This is a genomic window from Alteromonas sp. 4NH20-0056 (assembly GCF_057539655.1).
The window spans coordinates 276,805-301,761 of the sequence record NZ_BAAJLS010000004.1; the positions used below are offsets into that span (position 1 = coordinate 276,805).

At 44.9% G+C, this 24,957-nt stretch carries 22 protein-coding genes; 13 read left to right on the forward strand and 9 right to left on the reverse strand.

Going from position 1 to position 24,957, the window contains the following annotated elements:
* Position 1: 1 nt before the first annotated feature.
* The 3 genes from AC27EZ_RS09870 to AC27EZ_RS09880 are packed head-to-tail and all read left to right on the forward strand — an operon-like array spanning position 2 to position 2,515.
* Positions 2 to 856, forward strand: a complete 855-nt coding sequence (locus AC27EZ_RS09870; RefSeq protein ID WP_487135168.1) for an outer membrane lipoprotein-sorting protein — start codon at positions 2 to 4, stop codon at positions 854 to 856.
* Entirely contained in the window at positions 813 to 2,261 is a 1,449-nt protein-coding gene (locus AC27EZ_RS09875) for a hypothetical protein (protein WP_487135169.1), read from the forward strand. Before AC27EZ_RS09870 ends, AC27EZ_RS09875 begins: the two co-directional genes overlap by 44 nt.
* Before the next feature lie 38 nt (positions 2,262 to 2,299).
* Positions 2,300 to 2,515 carry a YgaP family membrane protein gene (locus tag AC27EZ_RS09880; protein ID WP_487135170.1) on the forward strand — a complete coding sequence of 72 codons (216 nt, stop codon included), beginning with the start codon at positions 2,300 to 2,302 and terminating at the stop codon, positions 2,513 to 2,515.
* A gap of 34 nt (positions 2,516 to 2,549) precedes the next feature.
* Here the strand turns inward: AC27EZ_RS09880 and AC27EZ_RS09885 are convergent, their stop codons facing one another.
* The 3 genes from AC27EZ_RS09885 to AC27EZ_RS09895 form a co-directional block, all read right to left on the reverse strand.
* The gene (locus AC27EZ_RS09885; protein WP_487135171.1) at positions 2,550 to 2,945 is read right to left on the reverse strand and encodes a YybH family protein; all 396 of its coding nucleotides are present in this window, start codon (positions 2,943 to 2,945) and stop codon (positions 2,550 to 2,552) included.
* A gap of 248 nt (positions 2,946 to 3,193) precedes the next feature.
* Positions 3,194 to 3,955 (reverse strand): Npun_F0296 family exosortase-dependent surface protein, encoded by a 762-nt coding sequence (locus AC27EZ_RS09890; protein ID WP_487135172.1) that lies wholly within the window; start codon positions 3,953 to 3,955, stop codon positions 3,194 to 3,196.
* A gap of 242 nt (positions 3,956 to 4,197) precedes the next feature.
* Complete coding sequence (locus AC27EZ_RS09895) at positions 4,198 to 4,647, reverse strand: hypothetical protein (protein ID WP_487135173.1); 450 nt, start codon at positions 4,645 to 4,647, stop codon at positions 4,198 to 4,200.
* A gap of 479 nt (positions 4,648 to 5,126) precedes the next feature.
* On the opposite strand from AC27EZ_RS09895, the gene AC27EZ_RS09900 reads away from it, so the two are divergent.
* Positions 5,127 to 5,894 (forward strand): sulfite exporter TauE/SafE family protein, encoded by a 768-nt coding sequence (locus tag AC27EZ_RS09900; protein ID WP_487135174.1) that lies wholly within the window; start codon positions 5,127 to 5,129, stop codon positions 5,892 to 5,894.
* Positions 5,895 to 5,953: 59 nt separating this feature from the next.
* Here the strand turns inward: AC27EZ_RS09900 and AC27EZ_RS09905 are convergent, their stop codons facing one another.
* The 3 genes from AC27EZ_RS09905 to AC27EZ_RS09915 form a co-directional block, all read right to left on the reverse strand.
* Complete coding sequence (locus AC27EZ_RS09905) at positions 5,954 to 8,032, reverse strand: TonB-dependent receptor (RefSeq protein ID WP_487135175.1); 2,079 nt, start codon at positions 8,030 to 8,032, stop codon at positions 5,954 to 5,956.
* Positions 8,033 to 8,094: 62 nt separating this feature from the next.
* Positions 8,095 to 8,505: a hypothetical protein gene (locus AC27EZ_RS09910; protein WP_487135176.1), complete on the reverse strand. Its 411-nt coding sequence runs from the start codon at positions 8,503 to 8,505 to the stop codon at positions 8,095 to 8,097.
* Between the two features lie 98 nt (positions 8,506 to 8,603).
* Positions 8,604 to 9,869, reverse strand: a complete 1,266-nt coding sequence (locus AC27EZ_RS09915) for a sigma-54 interaction domain-containing protein (RefSeq protein ID WP_487135280.1) — start codon at positions 9,867 to 9,869, stop codon at positions 8,604 to 8,606.
* A gap of 187 nt (positions 9,870 to 10,056) precedes the next feature.
* Between AC27EZ_RS09915 and AC27EZ_RS09920 the strand changes: the two genes are divergently transcribed.
* The 6 genes from AC27EZ_RS09920 (at position 10,057) to AC27EZ_RS09945 (ending at position 17,129) form a co-directional block, all read left to right on the forward strand.
* Entirely contained in the window at positions 10,057 to 10,629 is a 573-nt protein-coding gene (locus AC27EZ_RS09920) for a Tll0287-like domain-containing protein (protein WP_487135177.1), read from the forward strand.
* A gap of 335 nt (positions 10,630 to 10,964) precedes the next feature.
* A complete protein-coding gene (locus AC27EZ_RS09925) occupies positions 10,965 to 12,545 on the forward strand; it encodes a cytochrome ubiquinol oxidase subunit I (protein ID WP_487135178.1) in 1,581 nt (526 codons plus the stop codon).
* Complete coding sequence (cydB, locus tag AC27EZ_RS09930) at positions 12,542 to 13,678, forward strand: cytochrome d ubiquinol oxidase subunit II (protein WP_487135179.1); 1,137 nt, start codon at positions 12,542 to 12,544, stop codon at positions 13,676 to 13,678. The genes AC27EZ_RS09925 and cydB overlap by 4 nt, the downstream gene beginning before the upstream one ends.
* 10 nt (positions 13,679 to 13,688) lie before the next feature.
* Entirely contained in the window at positions 13,689 to 13,802 is a 114-nt protein-coding gene (gene cydX, locus AC27EZ_RS09935) for a cytochrome bd-I oxidase subunit CydX (RefSeq protein WP_421134789.1), read from the forward strand.
* Positions 13,803 to 13,875: 73 nt separating this feature from the next.
* Complete coding sequence (locus AC27EZ_RS09940; protein WP_487135180.1) at positions 13,876 to 15,528, forward strand: ATP-binding cassette domain-containing protein; 1,653 nt, start codon at positions 13,876 to 13,878, stop codon at positions 15,526 to 15,528.
* Positions 15,525 to 17,129 (forward strand): ATP-binding cassette domain-containing protein, encoded by a 1,605-nt coding sequence (locus AC27EZ_RS09945; protein ID WP_487135181.1) that lies wholly within the window; start codon positions 15,525 to 15,527, stop codon positions 17,127 to 17,129. Before AC27EZ_RS09940 ends, AC27EZ_RS09945 begins: the two co-directional genes overlap by 4 nt.
* Positions 17,130 to 17,169: 40 nt before the next feature.
* Here AC27EZ_RS09945 and AC27EZ_RS09950 read toward each other — a convergent pair whose 3' ends face one another.
* Positions 17,170 to 18,333 (reverse strand): M56 family metallopeptidase, encoded by a 1,164-nt coding sequence (locus AC27EZ_RS09950; protein WP_487135182.1) that lies wholly within the window; start codon positions 18,331 to 18,333, stop codon positions 17,170 to 17,172.
* Positions 18,326 to 18,721: a BlaI/MecI/CopY family transcriptional regulator gene (locus tag AC27EZ_RS09955; RefSeq protein ID WP_487135281.1), complete on the reverse strand. Its 396-nt coding sequence runs from the start codon at positions 18,719 to 18,721 to the stop codon at positions 18,326 to 18,328. Before AC27EZ_RS09955 ends, AC27EZ_RS09950 begins: the two co-directional genes overlap by 8 nt.
* Before the next feature lie 224 nt (positions 18,722 to 18,945).
* On the opposite strand from AC27EZ_RS09955, the gene AC27EZ_RS09960 reads away from it, so the two are divergent.
* Entirely contained in the window at positions 18,946 to 19,893 is a 948-nt protein-coding gene (locus AC27EZ_RS09960) for a cation diffusion facilitator family transporter (RefSeq protein ID WP_487135183.1), read from the forward strand.
* Here the strand turns inward: AC27EZ_RS09960 and AC27EZ_RS09965 are convergent.
* Positions 19,890 to 20,666, reverse strand: coding sequence for a sulfite exporter TauE/SafE family protein (locus tag AC27EZ_RS09965; RefSeq protein ID WP_487135184.1), 777 nt, complete (start codon positions 20,664 to 20,666; stop codon positions 19,890 to 19,892). The two genes, AC27EZ_RS09960 and AC27EZ_RS09965, sit on opposite strands and share 4 nt — an antisense overlap.
* 346 nt (positions 20,667 to 21,012) lie before the next feature.
* Between AC27EZ_RS09965 and AC27EZ_RS09970 the strand changes: the two genes are divergently transcribed.
* Together AC27EZ_RS09970 and AC27EZ_RS09975 are read left to right on the forward strand one after the other, a co-directional pair.
* On the forward strand, positions 21,013 to 22,224 hold the full coding sequence (locus AC27EZ_RS09970) for a sugar MFS transporter (protein ID WP_487135282.1): 1,212 nt from the start codon (positions 21,013 to 21,015) through the stop codon (positions 22,222 to 22,224).
* Between the two features lie 9 nt (positions 22,225 to 22,233).
* Complete coding sequence (locus AC27EZ_RS09975; protein WP_487135185.1) at positions 22,234 to 24,777, forward strand: glycoside hydrolase family 3 protein; 2,544 nt, start codon at positions 22,234 to 22,236, stop codon at positions 24,775 to 24,777.
* Positions 24,778 to 24,957 lie beyond the last annotated feature (180 nt).

The following is a 24,957-nucleotide window of genomic DNA, read 5'->3' on the forward strand; positions in this document are numbered from 1 at the left end:
CATGCTTACATTTTCAAAAAATAGTATTGCTTCGCGTATGGCGATCAGTCTTTTCGTTTCGTGGTTCAGTGTAGCTGGACTATCAACATCATATGCTGATGAACTGACACACAGTAAAGAGCATGTTGAAGAAATCGTGCTAAAGGCTGAGAAAGCAGCGTATTACGCGGGAAATGATGGCAAATCTTTAGCACGAATGATGATTGTAGACAGTCAGGGGCGTAAACAAATGCGCCAGTTTACGATATTGAGAAAAGATGTCGTTGACGATGAAGGAGTCGATACTGGCGATCAACGTATGCTGGTATTTTTTAGTCGCCCAACGGAAGTACAAAATACGGTATTTCGCGTTGAAAAACATACCGACCTTAGCACTGATGATGACAGATGGCTGTATTTACCCGCATTAGATTTAGTGAAACGTATTGCTGCTGGCGATAAGCGCACCTCATTTGTAGGTTCACACTTTTTTTATGAAGACGTATCGGGGCGCGCGATCGCTGAAGATAGCTTTACGTTGATTGAAGCAACGGACACACACTATAGATTAAACGCAGTCCCTAAAAAGCCTGAGTCTGTTGAGTTTACCCGTTACGTTGTGGACATTGATAAAGTCACCTTTCTGCCTACACAGATTGATTTTTATAAGGGTGATAATAACTACCGCCGTGTAGAAGCGGTAACGGTTGATACTATTCAAGGTTATCCAACGGTAGTAAGAAGCAAAGTGTCTGACTTAGCAACGGGAGGTTATACGCTGATGGAGTTTAGAAATATCAGTTATGACATTGGGCTTTCAGACAGCATTTTTAGTGAGCGAAGCCTCCGTGTGCCGCCACAAGACTACATTGATTGATGATGCCCCAATGTTTATAAACCGTGTCAGTTTTACGCTTTTGCTCACCCTGTGCTTGGTGGTTCAATCACCACATGCGTTCAGTCAGCAGGAGAATGTTGCCGATAGTAATGGTACTACATCAACGCGCACATTAAGTGGTGAGCAGGCGCAGCAAACACAGGATGACTGGGGAGATGAATGGGGCGACAGTTGGGAAGACAGTACCATTGAATCGAACCCTCTTACTTTGTCGGGCTTTGCTGAAATCGCAATTGGTGAACGGCTTTATAGCGACTCAGCAATCAACACAGCCAAAACATTGCGTGATGCGAGGGTTCAAGTGCGTGCTGATTACGCGCTTTCAGCCTCAACAGTGCGCTTTCGTGGAGACCTTTATTATGACGGGGTCAAGCGTAGTTGGGAATCTCAGTTACGCGAGCTCGCTTGGCAGGGAAGTTTGTCTGGATTAGGAAAGTGGGGAGAGCAATTTGACCTTAAAGTAGGCCAACAGGTACTGACATGGGGTACGGGCGACTACCTATTTTTAAATGATTTATTTCCAAAAGACTTTCAGTCATTTTTTGCCGGGCGCGATGATGAGTATCTGAAAGCGCCAAGTGCGTCGATTAAGCTCTCTGGGTATTTTGATACGCTCAATATGGATGTCGTTATTACCCCTTCTTTTGAACCGGACATTGGTATCACGGGCGAAGTGTTTTCGTTTTTTAGCCCGCAATTAAATGACAATATCGCTCCAGCTTTTTCTGTTGCTAACGATAACACGCCAAGTGATGAAGAGGTCGCAGTGAGGCTTTATGGCAGTATGGGGCAAGCCGAAGTGGCGCTTTATGGGTATAGGGGGTATACCAAACAACCTTTATCGGCTGATGAAAACGGCCTTCCCCGCTATAGTCGCATGAATGCCTTCGGCGCGAGTATGTTAATGCCGCTTGGCGATGGGATCGCCAACGCCGAATATGCGTATTACGACAGCGTTGAAGACGCCGATGGAAGTAATCCATTGGTGATGAACTCTCAAAGTCGATATCTAATAGGCTATACGCAAGAATTGTTCACTAATGTTACAGGGGGGGCGCAATGGTATACCGAAGTCGTTCACGATCATGATGCGCTCATTAATAGTTCTCCCTTTCCAGCGTTTGAACAAGCGCGTTACCGGCATTGGGTAACCACGCGCATAACTTACATGGCGCTGCGTCAAACGCTTATGGTAAACGCATTTTTATTTTATTCACCCACTGATAGCGATGGCTATTTGAAAGCGAACGTAACGTATAGCCCTGGTGATACCTGGCAGCTACGTTCTGGTATTAACCTTTTCAAGGGAAATAATCCCAATACGTTTTGGGGGCAGTTTGAAGATGCGAGTAATGCTTATGTCGCGCTTCGCTATTTTTATTAATGCACATTTACTAATGCACTATGTTAAGTGAGGACACCATGTCACAAGAAAGAGCACTAACAGCATTTGCTGGCTTTATGGTTATGTTATCGGTTGCGTTGACGGTATGGGTTCACCCGTATTTCATGTGGTTTACGGTATTTGTCGGCGCAAATTTGTTCCAGCAAAGCTTTACGGGGTTTTGTCCAGCAACGCTTTTTTTCAAAAAGGTTTTAGGGCTTAAGAGCGAGCGGGAATTAGCGCACAAAGCATAGAATCTTTGGAATATACATCGTCGCTCGACGATGCTTAAGCAAAGTCGAGCAAATCAGTACCGAAAAAGTTGTCGATGATACATCGCCACTGACCATCACTCTGCTTCTGCATAACATATACAGCGCGCTTTCCCTCGCAGGGAAGAGCGTGAGGTGTCGAACGTGGAACAAGATAAAGTTTGGCAATGACTAGTGCTATGTCTCCGGCCTCAACCACCACCTCATCCCCGGTAGTAACAAGGTGCGAAGGCATAAACTTGTGCTGAAAGCGGCGAAGCGCATCTACACAGTCACGCTGAGCATCCGTGTGCAGCGGGGCGGAAACAATATTAGCATTAGTGCCATAGCACGCTTTTATTGCATCTTCATCGCCTAGGTTTACTGCGTCGTGTAAGCGTGAGAGTAATTGCGAAATAGTCGGGGTAGTCATGGTCGCCTCTATCATTAGCTACTAAGGCGAGTACATAAAAAAACCCGCCTTGGTGGCGGGTTGTTGTTATTAGTTTAAACGCACTAGCTTACCCGCCAATTAGAAATAATAGCGAGAATAATAATCGTGTTAACGGTTGCACTTTGCGTTAAGCGTTTCGAACGTGCGATCATCGATAGTACGGTGCGTAAAGTCATGGTTGCAGTATTTATTCTGTGAACGTTTTTGTCAACGGTTCATCCACATACTTACTCCAATATGCATAGGTTTTTGTGTTTACGCTGACGCGTAGCAAGGAGTAATAAGGCAGCACTAAATAGGGCCATGGTTGAAGGCGCAGGCACGGCAGTCACCCCAAGGGTCGAAACGCGAGCTCCTGTGGTTTGAAGTGGTTGCGTACTAATCGTATGGTTATCGCTTTCGAAGTTGCTGCCATAAAAACGAATAGCGGTAATAGTATCTAGGGCAGACTCTGCAAATAGGTTAACGAAGGCAAAAGGTTGCCAATTTGCAGTGTACTCTTTGTGGGAAGTTGGATTTTTCCAAAATGGATTGCCGAAGTGTAATGGCGTAAGTGCAGGCGAATTCAAAATGTCAGAGGTAGTAAATTCAAGTACGTTACTACGGGTTTGAATTTCAAGTCTATTGGCGTCATCGCCTGCGCTCCACCAAAAACCAAAATAGCTGACTGGCGCTGAGAATGTTAACTTAACCCCCTCCCCACCGCCGGGAATAAATAGGAAGCTCCCTTTACCATCAGCCCCTCCCCATTTACTGGCTTTTTGTATATTGATATTGCCTGATGTCACCGAATAAGTACCAAAAGAATTGGTATACGACTTTTTAATACTGTTGTTTGCTAGGCTATTAAAATCTTCAACAACAGTGTTAGTGGTACTGGTTCGCAACGCCATTCCAGGTTGTTCTAATGTGAGAATAATGGCGGCATGTGTTGATATACTTGCACTAATGCAAGCCATGCTTAGTAGTATTTTGAAATAGGATTGCATTGTTGCACCTCAAGTAATTTTTGTTGCAAGTAACAAGAGGAGGCTATATTCGTGCCATAATTTTAATTCTTTGATTTTGTTGTTTTTTCACTGTTTTTTAACATGGGGGTTTGAACAATGGTGAATGCATTTTCGCAAAATGAAAATAAGATGGCTGTGCCGTGTAATTAAAAATTGCAGGCATAAAAAAAGCGCCTTCAAAGAGGCGCTTTTTTATATCAACATGGTCGGGCGAGGCGGAACTAACCGTTAAACGCTTTGTTAAACTTCTTAGCAAAGCGAGTAAGGCTTTGGCCGTTACACGATAATTCTTCAGCTCTAACACGCACATTCAATAAATCTTGTGCTTCTTTGAACGCAACGTTTGAAGTGGCCGCAGCGATACATAAATCACTTTCGATGCTGTTATTAACGTTTTCGAAAGACGTTACACGAATAACGTCGTTACCTTTTGCAGAACGGAACTTCTTAACGAAGCTGTTTAGCGGCATGTCGTTACACGTTATGTTATCAAGCTGAAAGTCTTTGATGCTATTTTCAGTTACTACGCGCTGTAGCGCATCGTTAGACTCAACTGCTGCGATACAAACCTGTGTAAATGGAGAGTTGTCACCTGATTCCAACTCGATCGCTTGAGCCGAAGCAATTGAAAGTGAAAGTGCAGCAACTGTTACTAAGAAAGACTTAACCATGATGTATCCTCAAAATTGTTCAAAAAGTAGCTTAAAGGTGTTCGATTTGTGCGCATTCTAGCGGCTGCAGAGAATTGCGCAATTTAAAATAATTGCTTAAATCCATTAGTTTTTATAATGTATTGTTTTTATTGAAACTGGCGTTTATTTTGTGAGCTAAAGAATTTAGTTATAAATTTCATTTATTTGTATGATTTATATTTTCCTAATTTATAATTTAAACGAATTTTAATGTTCAGTTTGATTTTTAGTAAAAATTTTGCCATAAATTTATTTATGGCTTTTGCGGTTGAATAGTTATGCTTTATTTGCGGGTAGTTTCATACTCGTCAACCTCTAAAAAAACGATTATTAAATAGGGCTAAATATGGCTTTAAGTCGTACTTTCGTTGAAACGCACTGCGATCTTTCATCGATACTTGGGTACTGAAGCGCGGTTAATGTATGGTTATGCACATTGATTCACTTTGAGTAGTGCGATGGAAATCTTTTTGCAGTGGCTAAGCGCTGATGGGGCAGTGTCATCGTCAACAGCGGTATTGTTAATTGCTACGTCTTTATTCACATCAATGATGACCGCCACCTTTGGTGTGGGAGGTGGTGTATTGTTACTTGCCGTGATGGCGGGAAGTCTTCCCGTTGCTGCGCTTATTCCTGTTCACGGGTTAGTACAACTAGGCTCTAATGGAAACCGTGCACTTATGACCTTTCGGCATATAGATTGGGCAATGTTACGCCTTTTTGCCGTTGGCGCAGTGTTAGGCGCAGTAGTCGCGTCTTATATCGTGGTGCAGTTGCCCCTAATTATTATTCAATTTTCTGTTGCTGCTTTTATTCTCTTTCTTGTATGGGGAAGCAAGCCAAAAGCGCAAAATATGGGGCCAGCAGGGCGAGCGCTTGCTGGAATGATCACGACACTAATTACTATGTTTGTTGGTGCTACCGGCCCTTTAGTTGCCGCTTTTGTACATAGAAACAGCTATAACAAAATGCAAGTTACCGCTACGTTTGCAAGCTGCATGACATTCCAACATGCGTTGAAAGCGTTTGTTTTTTCGTTTGTAGGGTTTTCATTTAGCCAGTGGGCTGGCTTACTTGTAGGCATGATTGTAAGTGGCGCTATCGGAACATTTATAGGGCTTAAGATATTAAAGCGTATACCCACAAAGCACTTTATGAAGATATTTAAGTGGGTGGTGACATTGCTTGCATGCCGTTTGATATGGCAGGCAATACAGCAGCTGTAGCAGTCTCCTTAGCTTCTCTTCTTTCGATGCTAAGGAGCTGCTATCGGTAATTGGCAGGATTAAAATTGATAGGCCAATGAAACCTGCCATTCTCTGCCTGGTGATGGAATGCGCTCGCCTATCGCAGTCGTTGCATTGGCCACGCGGTTAACGCCTGACAAATGAGGGGCATAGTATTTATCAAACGCATTGCGCAATTGCGCAGAAACGCGAAGCGTATTATTCATTTCCCATTCAATACCCATGTGCATAAGCCCGTACCCAGACGTTTGTGCCTCGTTTTGAAGTGTCGATACATGGCTCTGTGCGCCCACCAATTCAGAGGTGGCGTTTAATAATAAGGGCGTGTTGAACAACACGGTTTTCCATCTAAGTTGCGTGGTGAGGTGCTCTGGCGCAATACGAAAAAGTGCGTCATCAATATCATCTCTATTAGCGTGGCTATACCCTGCAACCATAGAGAGGCGAAGATTATCAGTAAGGTATCCATCTAAGGTTACGTCAAACCCCTTGATGACAGCGTCTGTATTGTTCCATTGAAATGGCGCGTTACCCGTCATCATAGTAGAAAACATATTAGCCGCCATATTGGTGCTAGGCGTTCCGGCAATATAGTCTTCAATATCTTGATAGAAAAGGCGAGGCGACAGTACAAAACCGCCATACTCCATATGAAGGCCTAGTTCTATTTGTCGTGCGGTTTCGTTATCTAAATCTAGGTTGCCAATATAATTGAAGCCGTCAGCCATGCCGCCTGATATACCCAGTGGCAACCAGGTATAGCGCTCAAAATAGGTGGGGGCACGATTTTTTTGCGACGCGCCAAGGAACACCGTGACATTGTCACTCGTTGGAATTTCAACCGTAGCGGCCAAATCAAGCATGCCATACGTGTCGCGTTTGTCCGTACTATTAAACGTGTTTACTAGGGCAGCGATAGCATCGTTCATCATTGCCATACTAGAGCCTGCGTTTTCAGCGTCCATAGTCACCGACGTGTATCGAGCACCTAGCACATAATTTACGTTTTCATATTGACGCTGATATTCGCTAAATAAACTGTAGGTATCACGCGTTGTGTCGGTAAAGTTCTTAATCGAAAACATCGCATTGTTCGGGTTGGTGATTACCGAGTTGTTTTCGCTTTGATGCATGTTTGCGCCGACTGTAAATTCGCTGCTCCCATCAACAGTGGTATACGTTACATCTGCACCTCGTGCTATCGCGTCTGCGTTGTTCTCACGAGACATGGTTGGCATCATCAACGGGCGTTGGCGAAAATTATCCATGGCGTGTTGGTTGCTATTGCCAAACACATCTATCGTTAGGGTTTGCGATTCATTCGGGGTGTATCGATATCCAAGCTTGTACCATTCGGCATCTATAAAGCCGATATCCATTGCCAATGCAGGGGTTCCACTTTGGTTAGTGTTTAGGCGTTGATAACTGACATCTATCTGATGATCGCCTAGCGTGTACCCGGCACGCAGCTTTGCACCATTACGAAGATAATGACTATTGACGATGTTATCGCCGTTACCGTCTTCTCTATTGTTACGTTGCTGGTGTGTAAACGCTGCGCTCACAAAAGCATTATCGAGTTTGTAAAATACATTGCCTTGATACTGTTGCCCGCTGCCGGGCGAGACGAGCGCGCCTTGGATCGCCCCGCTTACTCCGTTTTCATGACTAAACAGTGAAACGGCATCAGACTGAATACGTAACTGCCCACCTAGCGTTTGTACACCAGCACTCACCGGTACAATCCCTCGATAGAGTGTGGCGGTAAGGCCTACCTCCGGCAGGACATGGGAAAGTGGAGAATCCATTCCATTTGGTCCCGCTCCAGTAATGTTAACACCGTCAACGCTAATACCCACACGGTCGCCGTATAACCCTCGGTATTGAACCAGCCCCGTCACCGGGCCATTACGCGTAATTGAGACACCCGCTAGATTATCTAATTGGTCGCCAAAGTCAGCCTCAGTATTTGTCGAGGCATTGACAGATTCATGTTCGGTTAACGTAACCGGTGCGCCAATGACGGTAATAATTTCGGTGGTCGACGCGCTACTTGCGTCAACATGAAGCGAATGACTGGCGGCAACAACGGCCAGCGCGATAGCAGTTTTTTTCATAACAAATCCAACATGTAAAATACATTGACTGACAACGCGTCAGTATCGAAAGCGAAGGGTTGTTATGCGTGAGGAGGTGCTCTACCTAGCGATACCGTGAAGGGAAACAGTGTGTAAGGGCGTTGGGCAATACGCTGAACAAGCGCACGGTAACGTACAAGGGGTAATGTCGTTATCGATGATACATAGACATCATCGGTTTGGGGTACGTCGGCAAGTACGCTGTTTGTACAATCAACATGCTCAGCAGGCGCGTCTAGCACGTCGGGGTTAATGAATACGAACTCGCCAAGTGCATCGGTTTGACTCAACGAGATGTAACGCATGGTTTTGCCAGTACAAATGAGCTCTACGTCATTGCCAGCGAAAGCATGGGCCTTTTCCATTGAATATGATGCAAGCCCTAACGCCATTGCATTTTGCAACAGCAGCGTAAAGCACACCAAAAAACTAATGAAAGATGAAAGGCGCATATAAACCTCATAAACCAATGTCTTTTTATACTACTCAAAATAAAGTGTTGGTGGCTACAAAAAGCGAAAATTATTTTAATGCCAGCGTAATATTCTTATTATGGAAGCTTAAGACCTAATGCTTGCAACTTTCGATATAAAGTACGCTTGCTGACATTCAAAGACTCGGCTAGGTCGGCTATCGAGCCAGTGTAACCTTGAACAATATTAGCTAAATAATTTGCCTCAACCACCTCAAGTGGAACAATGCCTTCTAACGCCTCATCGTCTTTTTTTTCAAAAACGCTGTCGGGTAAATCGCTTTCAAAAATCGTGTTTTCATCTGCAAGCAGTGATGCTTGTTCTACAACGTTTTTCAGCTCTCGCACATTGCCCGGAAAGGGATATTGCATAAGGGCTTGCTTGGCATTTTTGTGAAGTCGTTTCTTGTCAGAAAAGCTAGATAAAATATGCTCACACAGCAGAATGATATCGTCCTGACGCTCTCGTAGAGGAGGCAGAAATATGGGGAAACCCGCAATTCGGTAGTAGAGGTCTTGTCGAAAAGCGCCGGTTGCTACCATGGCTTTTAGGTCTTTGTGGCTTGCACATACTAACCTGAAGTTTGCTTGCTTAATATGTACGCTTCCTACGGGCCGGTAGGTTTGCGTTTCCAACAGCCGTAGTAGTTTAACTTGCATAGAAAGGGGAACGTCGCCAATTTCGTCAAAAAATAAGGTTCCACCATTGGCCGCCTCAACCAACCCTTTTTTATTTGTTGTTGCTCCCGTAAATGCCCCCTTTTCATAACCGAAAAGCTCACTTTCGAATAAAGCATCGGTGAGGCCCGTACATTCAATTACAATAAAGGGCTTATCTGCCCTGTTACTGCTGCTATGAAGCGCTTGAGACACCAACTCTTTTCCGGTGCCGGTTTCACCCTGAAGAAGCACGGCGATATCAGACTTTGCCGCACGATTTATCTTGTTTAACATCGTCTTAAATGCTGCAGACTCACCAATCATCTTACCTTCTGACGGGTTGTTAGAGGCGAATGCAAGCTTGTCCAATATTTCTAAGTAGCCTAGGAGTTCTCCGGTGCTGTCATGCACCGGCCGCATAAGAATGTCACAGTAACTTTGACCTTGATTAGTAGAGTGGATATGTACAGTACTTGCACTTCTTCCTGTCTCTTTGCATTGCGTCATAGGACAGGTTTCACCGCACTGATCGCACGGCTTAGTTTTGTTATGTGAAACGGTGAAACATTTGCTAAAGCCGGGCTTTATATTGACCGGGTAGGTGTCGCGATAAGGCGTATTTACGGCTTCGATAATATAGTCTTGATTGATGAATATGGCAGGCTTGTCAATCGCGTCTATCATTGCTTGAACAATAGCAATATTCACAACCAGCTTTCCTTTATCAAAAAACGTAATACAAATATTGAGATTACCATAATGGCACAACACTTGTTAGTAAGAGGTTAGGATTAGCCCAAGGAATGGGGTAATGGGATTTATTAAGAGCAGGAAAAATAACGTCCTGGCCTTCACTTTCAAAGGTAATTAAATGAAAAATTTTACGTTAATCGCGTGCCTCAGTGCAGCAATAGTAAGCGGTCATAGTGTTGCGGTAACAGTTCCATCAGAGAAAGTGAATGAAGCTAGAATACATGCAAAAGCGCTAGGTGGTGCGCTAAAAGCAACCTTGAAACAAGCGATTCAAACCAATGGGTTGGAAGAAGGCATTCATGCTTGCCGTCTTAGCGCTGGGCCTATTGCACAAGAGCTAAGCATTAACGGGTGGCAAGTAGGGCGCACGGCACTAAAAGTCCGTAATTCAGATAATGCGGCCGACGCGTGGGAGCATGAGCAGTTGAATGCGTTTGCACAAGCACTAGCATCAAACGTACAAGGTCCACTAGAGGCTATTCAGTACAATGAAAACACCGGCCAAATGCGGTATATGTCTGCGATTCAAACCGGCCAAGTATGCACTGCTTGTCACGGCAACGCTATATCACCAAGCGTTCAGCAGGCTATTAATGCTGCTTATCCTGACGATCAGGCGACAGGATTTGACGTAGGCAGTTTACGTGGTGCGTTTACCCTTACCTATTCGCCATACAGTGCGAAAGAATAGGGGTATAGCTTCCCGCGCTTCGCTTAGTTACTTAGTAAATATCTTTTCGTTTTTGAATATGTCTGTGCCATTTTTGTCTCTCAGCTGCCATAAATGGCTCAAAAACTATTTTCTCACCTTGCGATAGATCAAATCTCTTCTTTTTTTGCCATGAAATAATGTGCTCGTACAGTAAGGAAATGGAAGCATTCCTCGTGTCGCCGTGACTTTTTCGTTCTATGTAGTGACGCTGGCACAAAGCATGCTCATGAGCTTACTGATTACTAGCTTTACGCTAACTACACATTAATAACTGTTGATAGCACATACCTGTGCGATAAGAAGGGAGAAGTTCCATGAGCGATACGTTAATAGAACTATCGCGGTGGCAATTTGCGTTAACCGCAATGTTCCACTTTATATTTGTGCCCCTTACATTAGGGCTTAGCTTTTTGCTTGCCATCATGGAGTCGGTGTATGTGATGACGGGTAAAGAAATTTACAAGCAAATGACCCAATTTTGGGGCAAGTTGTTTGGTATTAATTTCGCTATCGGTGTTGCTACTGGCCTCACCATGGAATTCCAGTTTGGTATGAACTGGTCTTACTATTCTCATTACGTAGGCGACATTTTTGGCGCACCGCTTGCGATCGAAGGCCTGATGGCGTTCTTTTTAGAGTCAACGTTTGTCGGGTTGTTCTTCTTTGGTTGGGACAAAATGACCAAAGTTAAGCATCTTATGGCAACGTGGTTAGTCGCTATTGGTTCTAATTTCTCTGCGCTGTGGATATTAATTGCAAATGGCTGGATGCAATATCCGGTAGGCGCTGAGTTTAATTTTGAAGCCATGCGTATGGAAATGACCAGTTTTGCTGAGGTTGTGTTCAACCCAGTGGCACAGGTGAAATTTGTGCATACCGTGTCAGCAGGGTATGTCACTGGCGCCATATTTGTTCTTGCCATTTCAAGTTACTACCTACTTAATCACAAGCATATTGCGTTTGCTCGTCGTTCTTTTGCTATCGCAGCAAGCTTTGGTTTAGCTGCTACGTTGTCAGTCATTGTTTTAGGCGATGAAAGTGGTTATGAACTTGGCGATGTGCAGAAGGTTAAGCTTGCCGCTGTTGAAGCCGAGTATGAGACACATCCTGCACCCGCTCCATTCACAGTATTCGGTATTCCGAATGATGAAACCGAGACAACCGACTATGCACTGCAAATCCCTTGGGCAATGGGCATTATTGCTACTCGGTCACTTACCGAAGAAGTAAAGGGAATTAAAGCGTTAAAACGTGAAAACGAAGTGCGTATTCTTGATGGCATTAAGGCCTATGAGGTACTTGACGCTGTGCGCAATGGCACTGCCTCACCAGCGCAACGTGCAGCTTTTGAAGCGCATAAAGACAGCCTTGGTTATGCCATGCTTCTTGAGCCTTTTACTGATGATGTTTCCAACCCTAGCGATACTGCGTTACAACAAGCCGTTGATTACAGCATTCCGCCTGTTGCGCCGCTATTTTGGAGTTTTCGTCTAATGGTGGCATCTGGGTTCCTGATGTTGGCGTTATTCCTTTGCGCATTTTACTACAGCACAAAGCATAAAATTACCCAGCCTCGTTGGTTACTTAAAGCGTCGCTATTTAGCTTACCTTTGCCATGGATTGCCAGTGAAGCAGGATGGTTTGTGGCTGAATACGGTCGCCAGCCATGGTCTATAGCCGAGGTGTTGCCTGTACATGCCTCAGCGTCAAACCTTGCGATCAGTGACATCGTTACAACGTTGGTGGCATACAGTACATTCTACACCGTGATGTTTATTGTGGCGTTTTACTTAATGAAGAAATTCGCCAAAAAAGGCCCTGTTCCGCCGGCTCCAGAGCAGCCTGAAACAGATATTACCCTTATTGATTTAGAGACTAAGGGAGCAAACGCATGATTGATTATGAACTACTCCGTGTAATCTGGTGGTGTTTGGTTGGAGTGCTGCTTATTGGTTTTGCCGTCACAGACGGATTTGACCTTGGGGTGGGCGCGCTACTTACACTTATTGGTAAAAACGATAAAGAACGCCGCGTAATGATAAATACTATTGGCCCGCATTGGGATGGTAACCAGGTGTGGTTTATTACAGCCGGTGGCGCCATTTTTGCCGCATGGCCCATTATTTACGCCACCGCGTTTTCAGGGTTCTATTTGGCGTTAGCGCTGACATTAATTGCACTATGGATGCGTCCTATTGGTTTTGATTATCGCAGTAAACTGCCTAACCCGCAGTGGCGCAAAGCGTGGGACTGGGCCTTATTCGCTGGTGGCATCATTCCATCACTGATTTTTGGCGTGGCATTTGGCAACTTGTTGCTAGGCGTACCATTTGAAATGGACAGTACGCTACGCTCAACCTACACAGGCTCGTTTTTTGGTTTGTTAACGCCTTTTGCACTCGTGAGCGGCTTGCTGTCGGTAGCGATTTTGCTTAATCATGGCGCAACATGGCTTCAGATGAAAACCGATGGCTTTATTGCAGTGCGCGCTCGGGCGGTCTCTGTGGTGTTAAGCCTAGTGGGTGTTACCTTATTCATATTAGCGGGTGTGTGGGTGGCCTTTGGTTTAGATGGGTTTGTGATCACCTCAACGGTAGATACGCTTGCTACATCAAACCCACTTAAAAAAGAGGTAGCTATAGAGGCAGGTGCATGGATGAATAACTACCACGCATACCCCCTTATGATAATTGCACCAGTGTTAGGTATTGCCGCGGGATTAGCCTGTGCATATTTCTCTAAGAGAGGAAATGCGGGACTTGCTTTCGTATCTAGTGCGCTGTTCATTGCCGGTGTGATTTTAACGGCAGGCCTTTCAATGTTCCCGTTCTTGATGCCAAGTATCACCATGCCGCAAGCGAGTTTGACAGTTTGGGATGCCACTTCAAGCCATCTTACGTTGAACGTGATGTTTATTGTTGCCTGTATCTTCGTACCCATCGTGCTTAGCTATACCGCATATAGCTTCTACGTAATGCGTGGCCGCATTAAAAACGACGACTTAGATCAATCTCACACAATTTATTAAGGAGACGATGATGTGGTATTTCGCTTGGATATTAGGTGTGTTACTCGCATGTTCATTTGGCATTATTAACGCCATGTGGCTAGAGTCTACGGAAAATATGGATAGACCCGAAGACGCTGAATAATCCACGTTATTGAATAGAGGTGAAGCAATAGCTTCACCTTTTTAACCTGAATGATTACAACGGTAACTTAGCAGTGATAAAAGAAAAAAATGCTTATCGGCAAACACTTACTCAATGGGTGAGTGAAATTGATGAGGCGCATCAGCTTGGCATGCGAATGTCGCTTTTACAGTTCACCCTGGTTAAGTGTTTGTCGCTTTTTTCTTTAATTATTGGGTTCTACTTTTTCTCGCTTATTGTTCACGAGTGGATAGTAAATAAGACAGCTGTAAGTGTATCCATAAGCGTGTATTTGGCAATTAGCTTAGCAATAAGTTGGGCGTTACAAGGTGCTTTTAACCACTTATCTACACGCTACAAAATGACCTTATTAACGGCGCTAGAGCGTGCCCTGCAACAAGCTTTTGCAGCGCGTCAGCATGCGTTGATTAGACAGCACTCAACATTTTACTGGCAGGCAGTTTGGTTAACGCAATTACAGGCGCTCGCCGACTGGGCATGTGAATATCGTGTTCAGCAGACAGTTGCAGCCATTGTGCCTTTGTTAGTGCTTACGGTTATTCTTTATATCAATGCGGTGATTGGAATAGGGCTACTTATCACGCTTCCTGTTGTTCCACTTTTTATGATTATAGTGGGTAAGGGCGCCGCTACTCTTCATAAAAAGCATTTTGTTGCCTTAGAACGCCTAGGGGGAATGTTCACCGACCGTTTAACGGCATTACCCATGTTAGCCAACTACCGCGCTCATGATGCGCAAACATCGTTATTGTCACAAGCCAGTGAGAATTTGAACAAGCGGACAATGAATGTGGTTAGCGTCGCGTTTTTATCAAATAGCGTTCTCGATTTCTTCGCGACATTATCAGTCGCACTTGTTGCGGTCTTTATCGGCTTTACATTACTGGGAGAGATAAACGTTGGGCCGACTATTTCACTGCATGAAGGCTTATGGATGTTATTAACAGTACCGTTACTGTTAAGTGAAATGAAAAAATTAGGACAGGTTTATCATCAAAAAGCACAAGCTGAATCAGCACAAGAGGCCCTCGCTTCGCTTTTTTCAAAATCCGGGCATTCCTTGACTCCAACTTTACCCTCAGTTGTTTCGCGGCACAGTGAAAGCGCATTGACGGCGTTTACCGGCTGGCACGCAGCGTCGTTCGATGTGCCTGACCTATTGCATGGTGAGGCGATGCACATTGCTCCCAAAGATCATATTTTGCTGAGTGGAGCGTCAGGTAGCGGTAAAACGGTATTACTAGAAGCTCTCTCACAACAACGTGAGGCTTCTCACTCGCTGCCTTGTAATACGGTGTGGCTTACTCAAACGCCTGTTATTTTGCCGTCTAGTGTGCGAGACAACTTGTGCTTAGATGATTCCTATTGTGACAAAGTACTTACCGACACATTGCACCGCGTAGAGCTTGGAGATTGGTTAGCCGCCTTGCCTCATGGGCTTGATACAAAGATGACTGATTATCCGGCATTATCCGGTGGTGAAGCGCAGAGACTGTCGCTCGCCCGTGCGTTGCTTCGTGATGCAGAGGTCTGGTTGCTTGATGAACCAACAGCACACTTGCCTGATAGCCAACACCATCGGTTATCGTCACTGATTTATTCGCTCACTCAACAAAAAACGCTTCTATGGGCATCGCATAAAGCGCTTCCTGCACAGTGGTTTTCTCATTTTTGGACAATTGAAAACAAAGAGGTGTTGGTATGAAAACGCAAAAGGCCGAGCCGTCTTCTGACTCATCAATACGGCCAGCTTACCTCACGCTTTTACTGGCAATGCTACATGGTGTGGCGGGCTTAAGTATTTTGGTCGTCTCTTCTTGGTTTATTGCCATTAGCGCAATCGCGCCTATTGGTTTTAATTATGTCATTCCCGCTGTTGTTATTCGCGCATTTGCGCTTTTACGGATTGCCTCTGGTTATGCGAGTATGTGGGTAGGTCACAACGACTTGCTCACCAGAATTTCGACTACACGCCTTGCGGTATTTTCTCAGTTAACCAATAGTCGATTAGATGAAAAAGCACTTACGACAGAGGCCTTAGCCCACCATACGGAAGAATTAGCCTCGAAATGGATTGCATGGATATCGCCGCTTTCAAGTGTTCTTTTTATCTTTTCCTCACTGTGTGTAGGCGCTTCCTTACTCGAGTTGCCAGGCGTAAATGTACTTTGGGCATTGTACGTTTCATTTTTAGTGTTAATCGTGTGGCAGGGGATGGGAGCACTGACTCTTGCAAAAGCACACACTCAACACGCAGGACATTTTCGCGATATCTCGTCTCAGTTCCTTAATGCCAGCGCCATTTGGCATTTAAAACACAAAACGCCGCAGGGTGATGCGACCACGTTAATGAAAACGCCGAGCGCGAGTGACGTGTGGAAAGTGCACGCTCAACAAAAGCAGAAAGCGCAACGCGGTGCGTGGCTATTTCAAGGCATCGCGTTTCTACTCGTAGTGATTATTTGTGCCTTTGCTTCACCTGCGTTTTTCGTGCCCATTGCTGTTGTGGTTCCAATGGTTATTTTAGCTGCTCCAGAGTGGGCGTCGGGCGCATTTATTGCCATTAGCAAATATGCACATTACCAACAAAGCAAAAAGGCACTTCAAGCACTTAATACGCGCCCACTACACCAATTAACATCCCCTCCTTTACGCGAAGAGCTAGTATTAACCGCGTTTAAAGCGGACGACAGAGCTATGCCGGCGCTCACTACGTCGTTGCCTGCCGTTGGTTTGGTTACCGTCAGTGGTGAATCTGGTTGCGGAAAATCCTCATTATTACAAGCTATGGTAGGGTTGTTGCCGTCAACGGGGTCGCGACATGTTGATGGTAATATAATTAATGCAGGCCTTGTCGATAAATGGTTATACGTAGAGCAAACTCCAATCGTGTTGTCAGGCAGCGTTGCACTCAACCTTAACCCAGCGAACGATGACATAACAAAAGATGATATGACATCGTGCTTGCAAGCTCTTGGATTAACGTCGTTGTTACCGTTAACGACATGGGTAGGAAAGGGAGGGCGGCCCTTGTCTGGCGGTGAGAGTAAACGGCTAGTACTGGCGCGAGCGCTGGTTGCTAAACCTCACGTCTTGTTACTTGATGAACCATTTGAGGGGTTGGATCCTGTGTCACAGCGCAGGGTTTGTGAACGACTTAATGAAGCTAGCGAACATTCGTTGGTAATCGTGGCCTCTCATGTTATTCCACATCGTCTTAATGTGTCGACTGAGATTGTCTTGACTCCCCGAGGTACGAGGACGACGAGAAAAGACAATGAGGGTATCAAGGGCGCTAAAGCATAGAAAGACGCTGTTCATTGTTGTGAGCAGCGTCACTGCTGTATTACTGTGCTGCTGTATCAGGGCGAAGTTTATAATCTAATTGCACTAATAACCCTGCTTGGCGCTGCGCCGTTCCGCCTTGTATACGCGGCTTGTATTCCCACTGCGATAACGCGTTACGAGCGCTGTCGTCAAATACACCTTCTGGCGTTGAGTTAATAATACTAATGTTATCGGTGGTACCCGACTCTGTTATATCAAATTGCAGAACTACTGAGCCTTCCAATTCGTTGGTTACTGCATTTTGAGGGTAGAGAGGTTCAACCCGTTTAACCGGGTTTGCATCGTTAATTTTACTCGCTTCTACAGGCGTATTACTGAAGTTAGCTAATGCAATATTGGCTGTAAATGCGCTTATCATTAATACCGACGCAATACTGACGAATTTGCTCGCCACACGAGGCTGCTTGATATGTTGTAGTCTTTTAATCATGGTGCTTTTTTCTCCAAATGTAGGGTAGAGATTAAGAGTTGCTGATGAATGCTCAGCACACTGCACAAGTGCTTTTGCATAGGAAAGTCTTTCATTACTTGATTTGTTTTCGAGTACGCGGCTATCGCACGCGAGTTCTTGATGTATTCTGAACGATTTTAAAGCCAGCCAGACCATTGGGTTAAACCAACACGCTGTAGTAACAATTAGCGCTAATGCATTCCAAATATGATCGCCATGGCGAGCGTGGGTGGTTTCGTGCTCTATGATCATGCGCTGCTGTTGATGGCTATAAGACGAGGTGAAGTGTAAGGGCAGCAATATCTTTGGGGTAATAAACCCAAAGAGCATGGGAGTGGTGGCGCGTTGGCTGTAATATGCTGCTTTATAAGTGTCGACCTTTTTTCCAACAGAGGTATAGACAGCAATATAGTGAGCGGCAATATAAGTGCTTATCAGTACAACACCAGCTGCCCACACAAGGTAAAATGCATTGATATCGGTAACAGGTAGCGCGGGTGTCATTCCCACCACATAGCGGCTTATCTGACTGGATACCGCCGGCGCAATCTCTAGTGGAAGGTTAAAGGCAATCATGGTTAGCGGTACAAAAAACCACAGTTTGTAACTTAGGCGAGGGCCAATGTATTTTGTTAACAGCCGCTCAAAAACAATTAATATCAAAAGGGTAAAAGACAGCGTTATTTGTTGAGACAAAACCCAATTAATCATTGTCTTTCTCCCATTGTTTTATCAACGTTTTGAGTTCTTCAACATCTTGTTTTGACAGCGTATTGTGGTTGGCAAACCCAGCAACCATGGGGGCAATTTTGCCTTTAAATAACCGACTTACAAATGTCTCAGTTTCTTTTTTCGTATAATCTTCACGGGCAATAAGAGGACGATAAAGGTACTTGCGCTCATGCTTTTCATAATCCAGTACCCCTTTTTTAACTAATCGACCCAATAATGTTTTGACCGTTTTCTCGTGCCAATCTTTTTGTCGATTTAATCTGGCAATGATGTCATTAGACGTAGCGGGATAGTCGTCCCATAGCGCGTCGAGTACATCGAACTCAGCATTAGAAATGTCGGGCCTTTTATTTGTCTCTGTCATCATCGCCTCTTGTGGATTACATTTGTAGTCTACAATAAAGATTACATATGTAATCATAAAGCGCAAGATTTTATAACGATAACATTAAGGTTTAAAGAAACCGGCGCGGCGAGCCATGGCGGTAAAATTGATGTCTATCAATAAGCCAGCCTTCTGCGTGCCATGTTTATTGGCATAAAGCGCACAGGAGCGTATGCTGACAACTCATTGAAAAAAGAGTAACAGCGATGCACCATCATCATCACCACGAACATCACGATAGCAATGGTGAAACTGACAGCACACGTATTGGCTGGGCATTTTGGCTAAACTTTGTTTTTACCATTATTGAGTTTGTAGGAGGCTGGCTTACTAATAGTGTTGCCATTATGGCTGATGCTGTGCATGACCTTGGTGATTCTCTCTCCATTGGGCTGGCGTGGTGTTTAAGTAAAATGGGGCATAAGCAAGCTACCGAGAAGTACTCATATGGCTTCAAGCGGTTAAGTTTATTAGGTGCACTGATTAATGGGCTTATTCTCGTTGTTGGCTCAGTTTGGATCCTCTCTGAAGCGATACCACGTTTGATGCAGCCAGAAATGCCCCTGACCGAAGGCATGATAGGCATGGCTATTTTAGGGATTGCGGTTAACGGATTTGCTGCATTTAAGCTTAGCGGTGGCCATTCTATGAACGAGAAAGTGCTGAACTGGCACTTGATTGAAGATGCAATGGGGTGGGTAGCAGTGTTGATTGTAGCGATTGTACTGCACTTTTTTCATTGGCCTATTTTAGACCCGGTACTTTCTATCGTGTTCACGCTTTTCATTCTGGTTAACGTAATACGCTATGTTATTCAAACGATGAAGTTATTTCTGCAAGGCGTGCCAGATGAGGAGCAAAAGAAAGACATTGTTGAGGCGTTACTTTCACTAGATCACGTAGAAGAAATTCACCACATTCACTTTTGGTCGTTAGACGGTGAGCAGCACGTGCTAAGCGCTCACATCGTCATTAACTGCAGTATCGACAATGACAGGTTGCGTTATCTAAAGCATCAAGTTGCTGAGATACTGGCGCCCTTTAAACTTGCCCATACAACCATTGAATTTGAATTGCCGGGAGAACCTTGTCGTGACGACAATGACCATTTGCACGCGCATCCTCATTCCCATGAACACGTGCATATTCGTTAATGCTGAAACAGTAAGAGTAGTCCGCTTGTTGCCAGCAGTGAAATAGAGAAACGCCTTATAATATTGTGGTTAATAAATGGTGATGCCTTTCTCGCTAATTTGGTGAAAATTAAAACAACGGGTATTGCCGTGATAGCTACATAAAACGTATCGAGTGCGGGCCACGTGCCAAAGGGAATAATTAACAGCCGAATTAACGACGTAATGCTAAACACACAAAGCAGCGTGGCCTTTACTTGCTCAATGTGCCACGGTTGTCGGTATATTTGATAAACAACTGGCGGGCCGAATGTTGAATATAGTCCTCCCAACACACCCGCAAATGCGCCTGAAAGAAAAAAGCTAAGGGCACCGCTTTCGTGTGTTTGTTTCTGCTTTTTTATCAATAATGAAAAGGTTGCAAGTAAAATAAACACACCTAAAAGCGTTTTTAGTAACCCTGCTTCAGAGGTCGACAACCATTCAAGCAATATAAAACCCACCACAATAAAAGGTAGGCCTGCGTAAAGAATTCGTCTCGCCGCGACTTTCTGAATATGGTGTCTGTTTCTCACCGCAAGTTCTGCTGAATTGATAATGCTTAATGCACTAATGAGAAATGCAGTTGCAGTGAGCGGTAAAAGGTTAAATACGGTCAATATTGAAACGACAATTAAACCGAACCCAAACCCAGTGAGCGATTGAATAAATGTTGCCGCGGCAATGGTAGCCAGTAACAGTAGATGACTCGCTTCAAACATGAGGGGGATATCGATAAGTTGTGTGTGTGCCATGATACCTCAAATAACGTATGGCCTTTGTGAGGTATTCGATGAATCGACTGTATAAGCGACGTATAGACGGCACGATTGAGCGGGTAGTGAAGCAACAAAAAGAAAGACAGCTGATTACCTGTTAATAATGTTTGTGTGATAGTAGAAGATAAAAAATAACATGTTTTTTACATTGAATTTCTGGGGTCTTCGTGTAATATTTAGTTAACAATGTAAGCGCTTACAAATATAAAAACTGTATTTGTTCGGCTTTCGTGACTAACGTGTTATTAGACCATAATAATGTCAGTAGAGGTTTATAGTGGATACATCAGCCCATTCTAGCAATACAACGACAGGTGCAAGCATGCCTGCAGGTGGATATAGGTTTGCACTTATATCGTTAACTACGCTGTTTTTCATGTGGGGCTTTATCACTTGCCTTAATGATATTCTTATTCCATATTTAAAAGGGGCATTTAACTTAACGTTTACACAAGCAATGCTTATTCAGTTTTGCTTTTTTAGTGCTTATTTTATCGTTTCACTCCCTGCTGGTATGTTGGTCGCAAAAATTGGCTATCAAAAAGGAATCGTGGTCGGGCTAGCAATAGCGTGTTTAGGGTGCTTGTTATTTTACCCTGCAGCGGCGCTCGGTGTTTATGCGATATTTCTTATTGCACTGTTTGTACTGGCTTCGGGTATTACTATCCTGCAAGTATCTGCCAACCCTTATGTCACCGCATTGGGCGATCCTAAAACAGCGTCTTCTCGCCTGACAATGACCCAAGCATTTAACTCTTTGGGTACGACGGTAGCACCATTTTTTGGTTCTTATCTTATGTTTGGTGCCGCTGGCGAGCATGGCGCAGCAACGGCTTCTGCATCTGACGTTCAGGTGCCATATCTTATTTTGGCGTTTTCACTGCTGCTTCTTGCACTCGTGTTCTTGTACTTAAAATTACCTAAGCTTCATCACACCAATACCAATACAAAAGTGTTCTCTGGTGGTGCGTGGCAATATCGCCACCTTGTGCTTGGTGCGGTCGGTATTTTCATGTACGTAGGGGCAGAGGTGGCTATAGGCAGTATGCTAGTTAACTACCTAGCTAGCCCTGCCGTTGCTGGTTTAAGCGAGCAAAAAGCATCTCAGTTAATCGCATATTACTGGGGAGGCGCAATGGTCGGTCGTTTTATTGGCGCACTTGTAATGCAGAAGATTTCTGGCGGTAAAGTGCTCGCGTTTAATGCGGTAATGGCAATCGTGTTTATTTTAGTGTCTATATCAAGTTCAGGAAATATTGCGCTGTGGTCTATTTTGAGTGTGGGTCTTTTCAACTCAATTATGTTTCCCACCATCTTTAGTTTGGCTTTACAGCAGCTTGGTAAGCACGCTCCACAAGGGTCGGGCATTTTGTGTCTGGCCATTGTAGGGGGCGCTATTGTGCCGTTACTGCAAGGTATGCTGGCAGATTCTATTGGTATTACCCTCTCATTTTTACTCCCTGCTGCGTGCTACCTATTCATTGCCTACTATGGCGTGGTGGGCAGTCGCGTAACACAACCCGAAGACGTTTAAGGAATTACGATGCGAATTAACATTCTTGCCTCGGTAATTGCCGCAGCACTACTTACAGGCTGCACAAAGACAAATGAGCAACCCGTTGTATCGCAAAGCGATGACGTGAAAGCAGCGTCAAGCGCTGAAAAAGTGTGGCCTGTGCTCGATATTGAAGTGAAAGCCGACCCTGCGGTTGAGCAAAAGGTCAGCGATATAATGGCCACTATGACGCTAGAGCAGAAAGTGGCGCAGATGATTCAACCAGAAATACGTAATATCACCGTTGAAGATATGCGTAAGTATGGCTTCGGGTCATACCTAAATGGTGGTGGCGCTTTCCCAGATGATAATAAACATGCAACCCCTGATGACTGGGTGGCCCTTGCAGAGCGGCTATATCAAGCATCGGTAGACGACAGTGTTGATGGTTCAACCATACCGACGATGTGGGGTACGGATGCGGTTCATGGTCACAATAATGTTGTTGGTGCTACGTTGTTCCCGCATAACATTGGATTAGGTGCAGCAAACAACCCTGAGCTGGTTGAAAAAATTGCGCATACGACAGCAAAAGAAGTCATGGCAACGGGTATAGATTGGGTTTTTGCGCCTACGGTCGCCGTGGTCAGAGACGACCGCTGGGGAAGAACGTATGAAAGCTATTCTGAAGACCCTACCATTGTTCGTGAATATGCTGCAGCAGTGGTTAAAGGTCTTCAAGGCGCGGCGGATAAAGACTTTTTGAGCGACCAGCGCGTTATCAGTACCGTAAAGCATTTTGTTGGAGATGGCGGCACCGTGGGTGGTGACGACCAAGGCGATAATATTGCATCTGAACAAGCGCTTTTTGATATTCATGCACAAGGCTATGTAGGCGGTCTAACCGCAGGCGCGCAGTCTGTAATGGCCTCGTTTAACAGCTGGAACGGTGAAAAGCTTCACGGTCATAAATACCTACTTACCGATGTGCTTAAAGACCGAATGGGCTTTGACGGCTTCATTGTGGGCGATTGGAATGGACACGGGCAAGTAAAGGGCTGTAGCAATGACAATTGTGCGCAGGCGATAAATGCAGGCTTAGATATCTTTATGGTACCTAGCGATTGGAAGGTGCTTTTTGATAATACCCTTGCTCAGGTAAACAATGGCACGATTGCCATGTCGCGTATCGATGATGCAGTTCGCCGTATTCTTCGTGTAAAAGTTCGTGCTGGGTTATTTGAAAAACCCAGCCCAGCGAATCGCCCTTTATCAGGCGATCGCTCGCTCATTGGTAAAAAAGAGCACAGAGAGATTGCAAAACAAGCTGTTAGAGAGTCGTTGGTGCTATTGAAAAATAAAGCCAATACCCTGCCTATTGACGGGAGCAAACGTATCCTCGTCGCGGGTGATGGTGCTGATAATATCGGTAAACAATCTGGTGGCTGGAGTATTACCTGGCAGGGCACGAACAACACGAATGAAGACTTTCCAGGTGGAACGTCTATTTACGACGGTATTGCCGCCCATGCAAATAAAGCGGGTGGAAGTGTTGAGCTTTCAGTCGATGGAAGCTTTGAAACCAAGCCTGATGTCGCGGTAGTCGTATTTGGCGAAGAGCCATATGCAGAAGGACATGGCGATAGAGAAACCCTTATCTATCAAAACGGCATGAAACAAGATCTTGCGCTTCTAGCAAACCTAAAGGCGCAAGGCATTCCTGTGGTTTCTGTCTTCATTAGCGGCCGCCCTATGTGGGTAAATGCTGAGCTTAACGCATCGGATGCGTTCGTGGCTGCTTGGTTACCGGGGTCTGAAGGTGCGGCGGTAGCAGATGTGTTATTTGGTGAGCAAGACTTTAAAGGAAAGTTACCCTTTTCTTGGCCGGCTAGCCCGCAGCAAATCGTGAACGTCGGTGATGACGATTACGCGCCTTTGTTACCTTATGGTTTTGGTCTGTCTTTAACAGATGAAAATGTACTGGATGACACGCTAGACACAACCGTAACGGTCAGCGCCGATGATGACAAGCCGCTTGAGATCTTAAATGGCACAGTGCAAGTCCCGTGGGTCTTGTGGTTGTACTCTGGTGACGGCTCGCTGGAAGTGAATGCAAGTACGCACAAAATAGGGGCTGTTAGTTATCGAACGGTAGATAAAGAGGTGCAGGAAGACTCCCGTAAACTGACATTTGATGGGTCTGAATTTGCTGCAATGCGCTTTGCGAGCAAGAGTTTCTTCAGGGAAGATTTAAGTGCACAGCTATTGTTAAATTCGGCGCTAACTATGAGTGTGAATAGACACTCTGCCATCACAGCACCGCTTACCGTTGGCATGAACTGTGAAGGCGAGGGCGACGCGCCAGGCAGTTGTTCAACGCAGATTGATATCAGTGAACAGCTTAGCGCCTTACCAATCGATACATGGTCTACGCTCAGTGTTGACCTCCAATGTTTTGCTAACCAAGGCATTGATTTTAGCGGTTTGGTTGTGCCCTTTGAAATAGGTAGTGCGGGTAGTGCCTCTATCAGCCTTGCCGATATTCAATTTACACCGGGTCGTGCAGCGTCTGCCCAGGTTACCTGCAATTAAACGCACTAAGGCATGCTAAGGCGCTGCCTATAGCATTCATAAAAAGCCGCTATACCTTTGGCATAGCGGCTTTTTTATGTCTTACGTTGACGTACAGCACTTCCTTGCCATTGATATTGTTTAACGTGTACTGAACGGCATACAGATGGTCTTTACTCATTATGCGTATGGGGCGTGTAA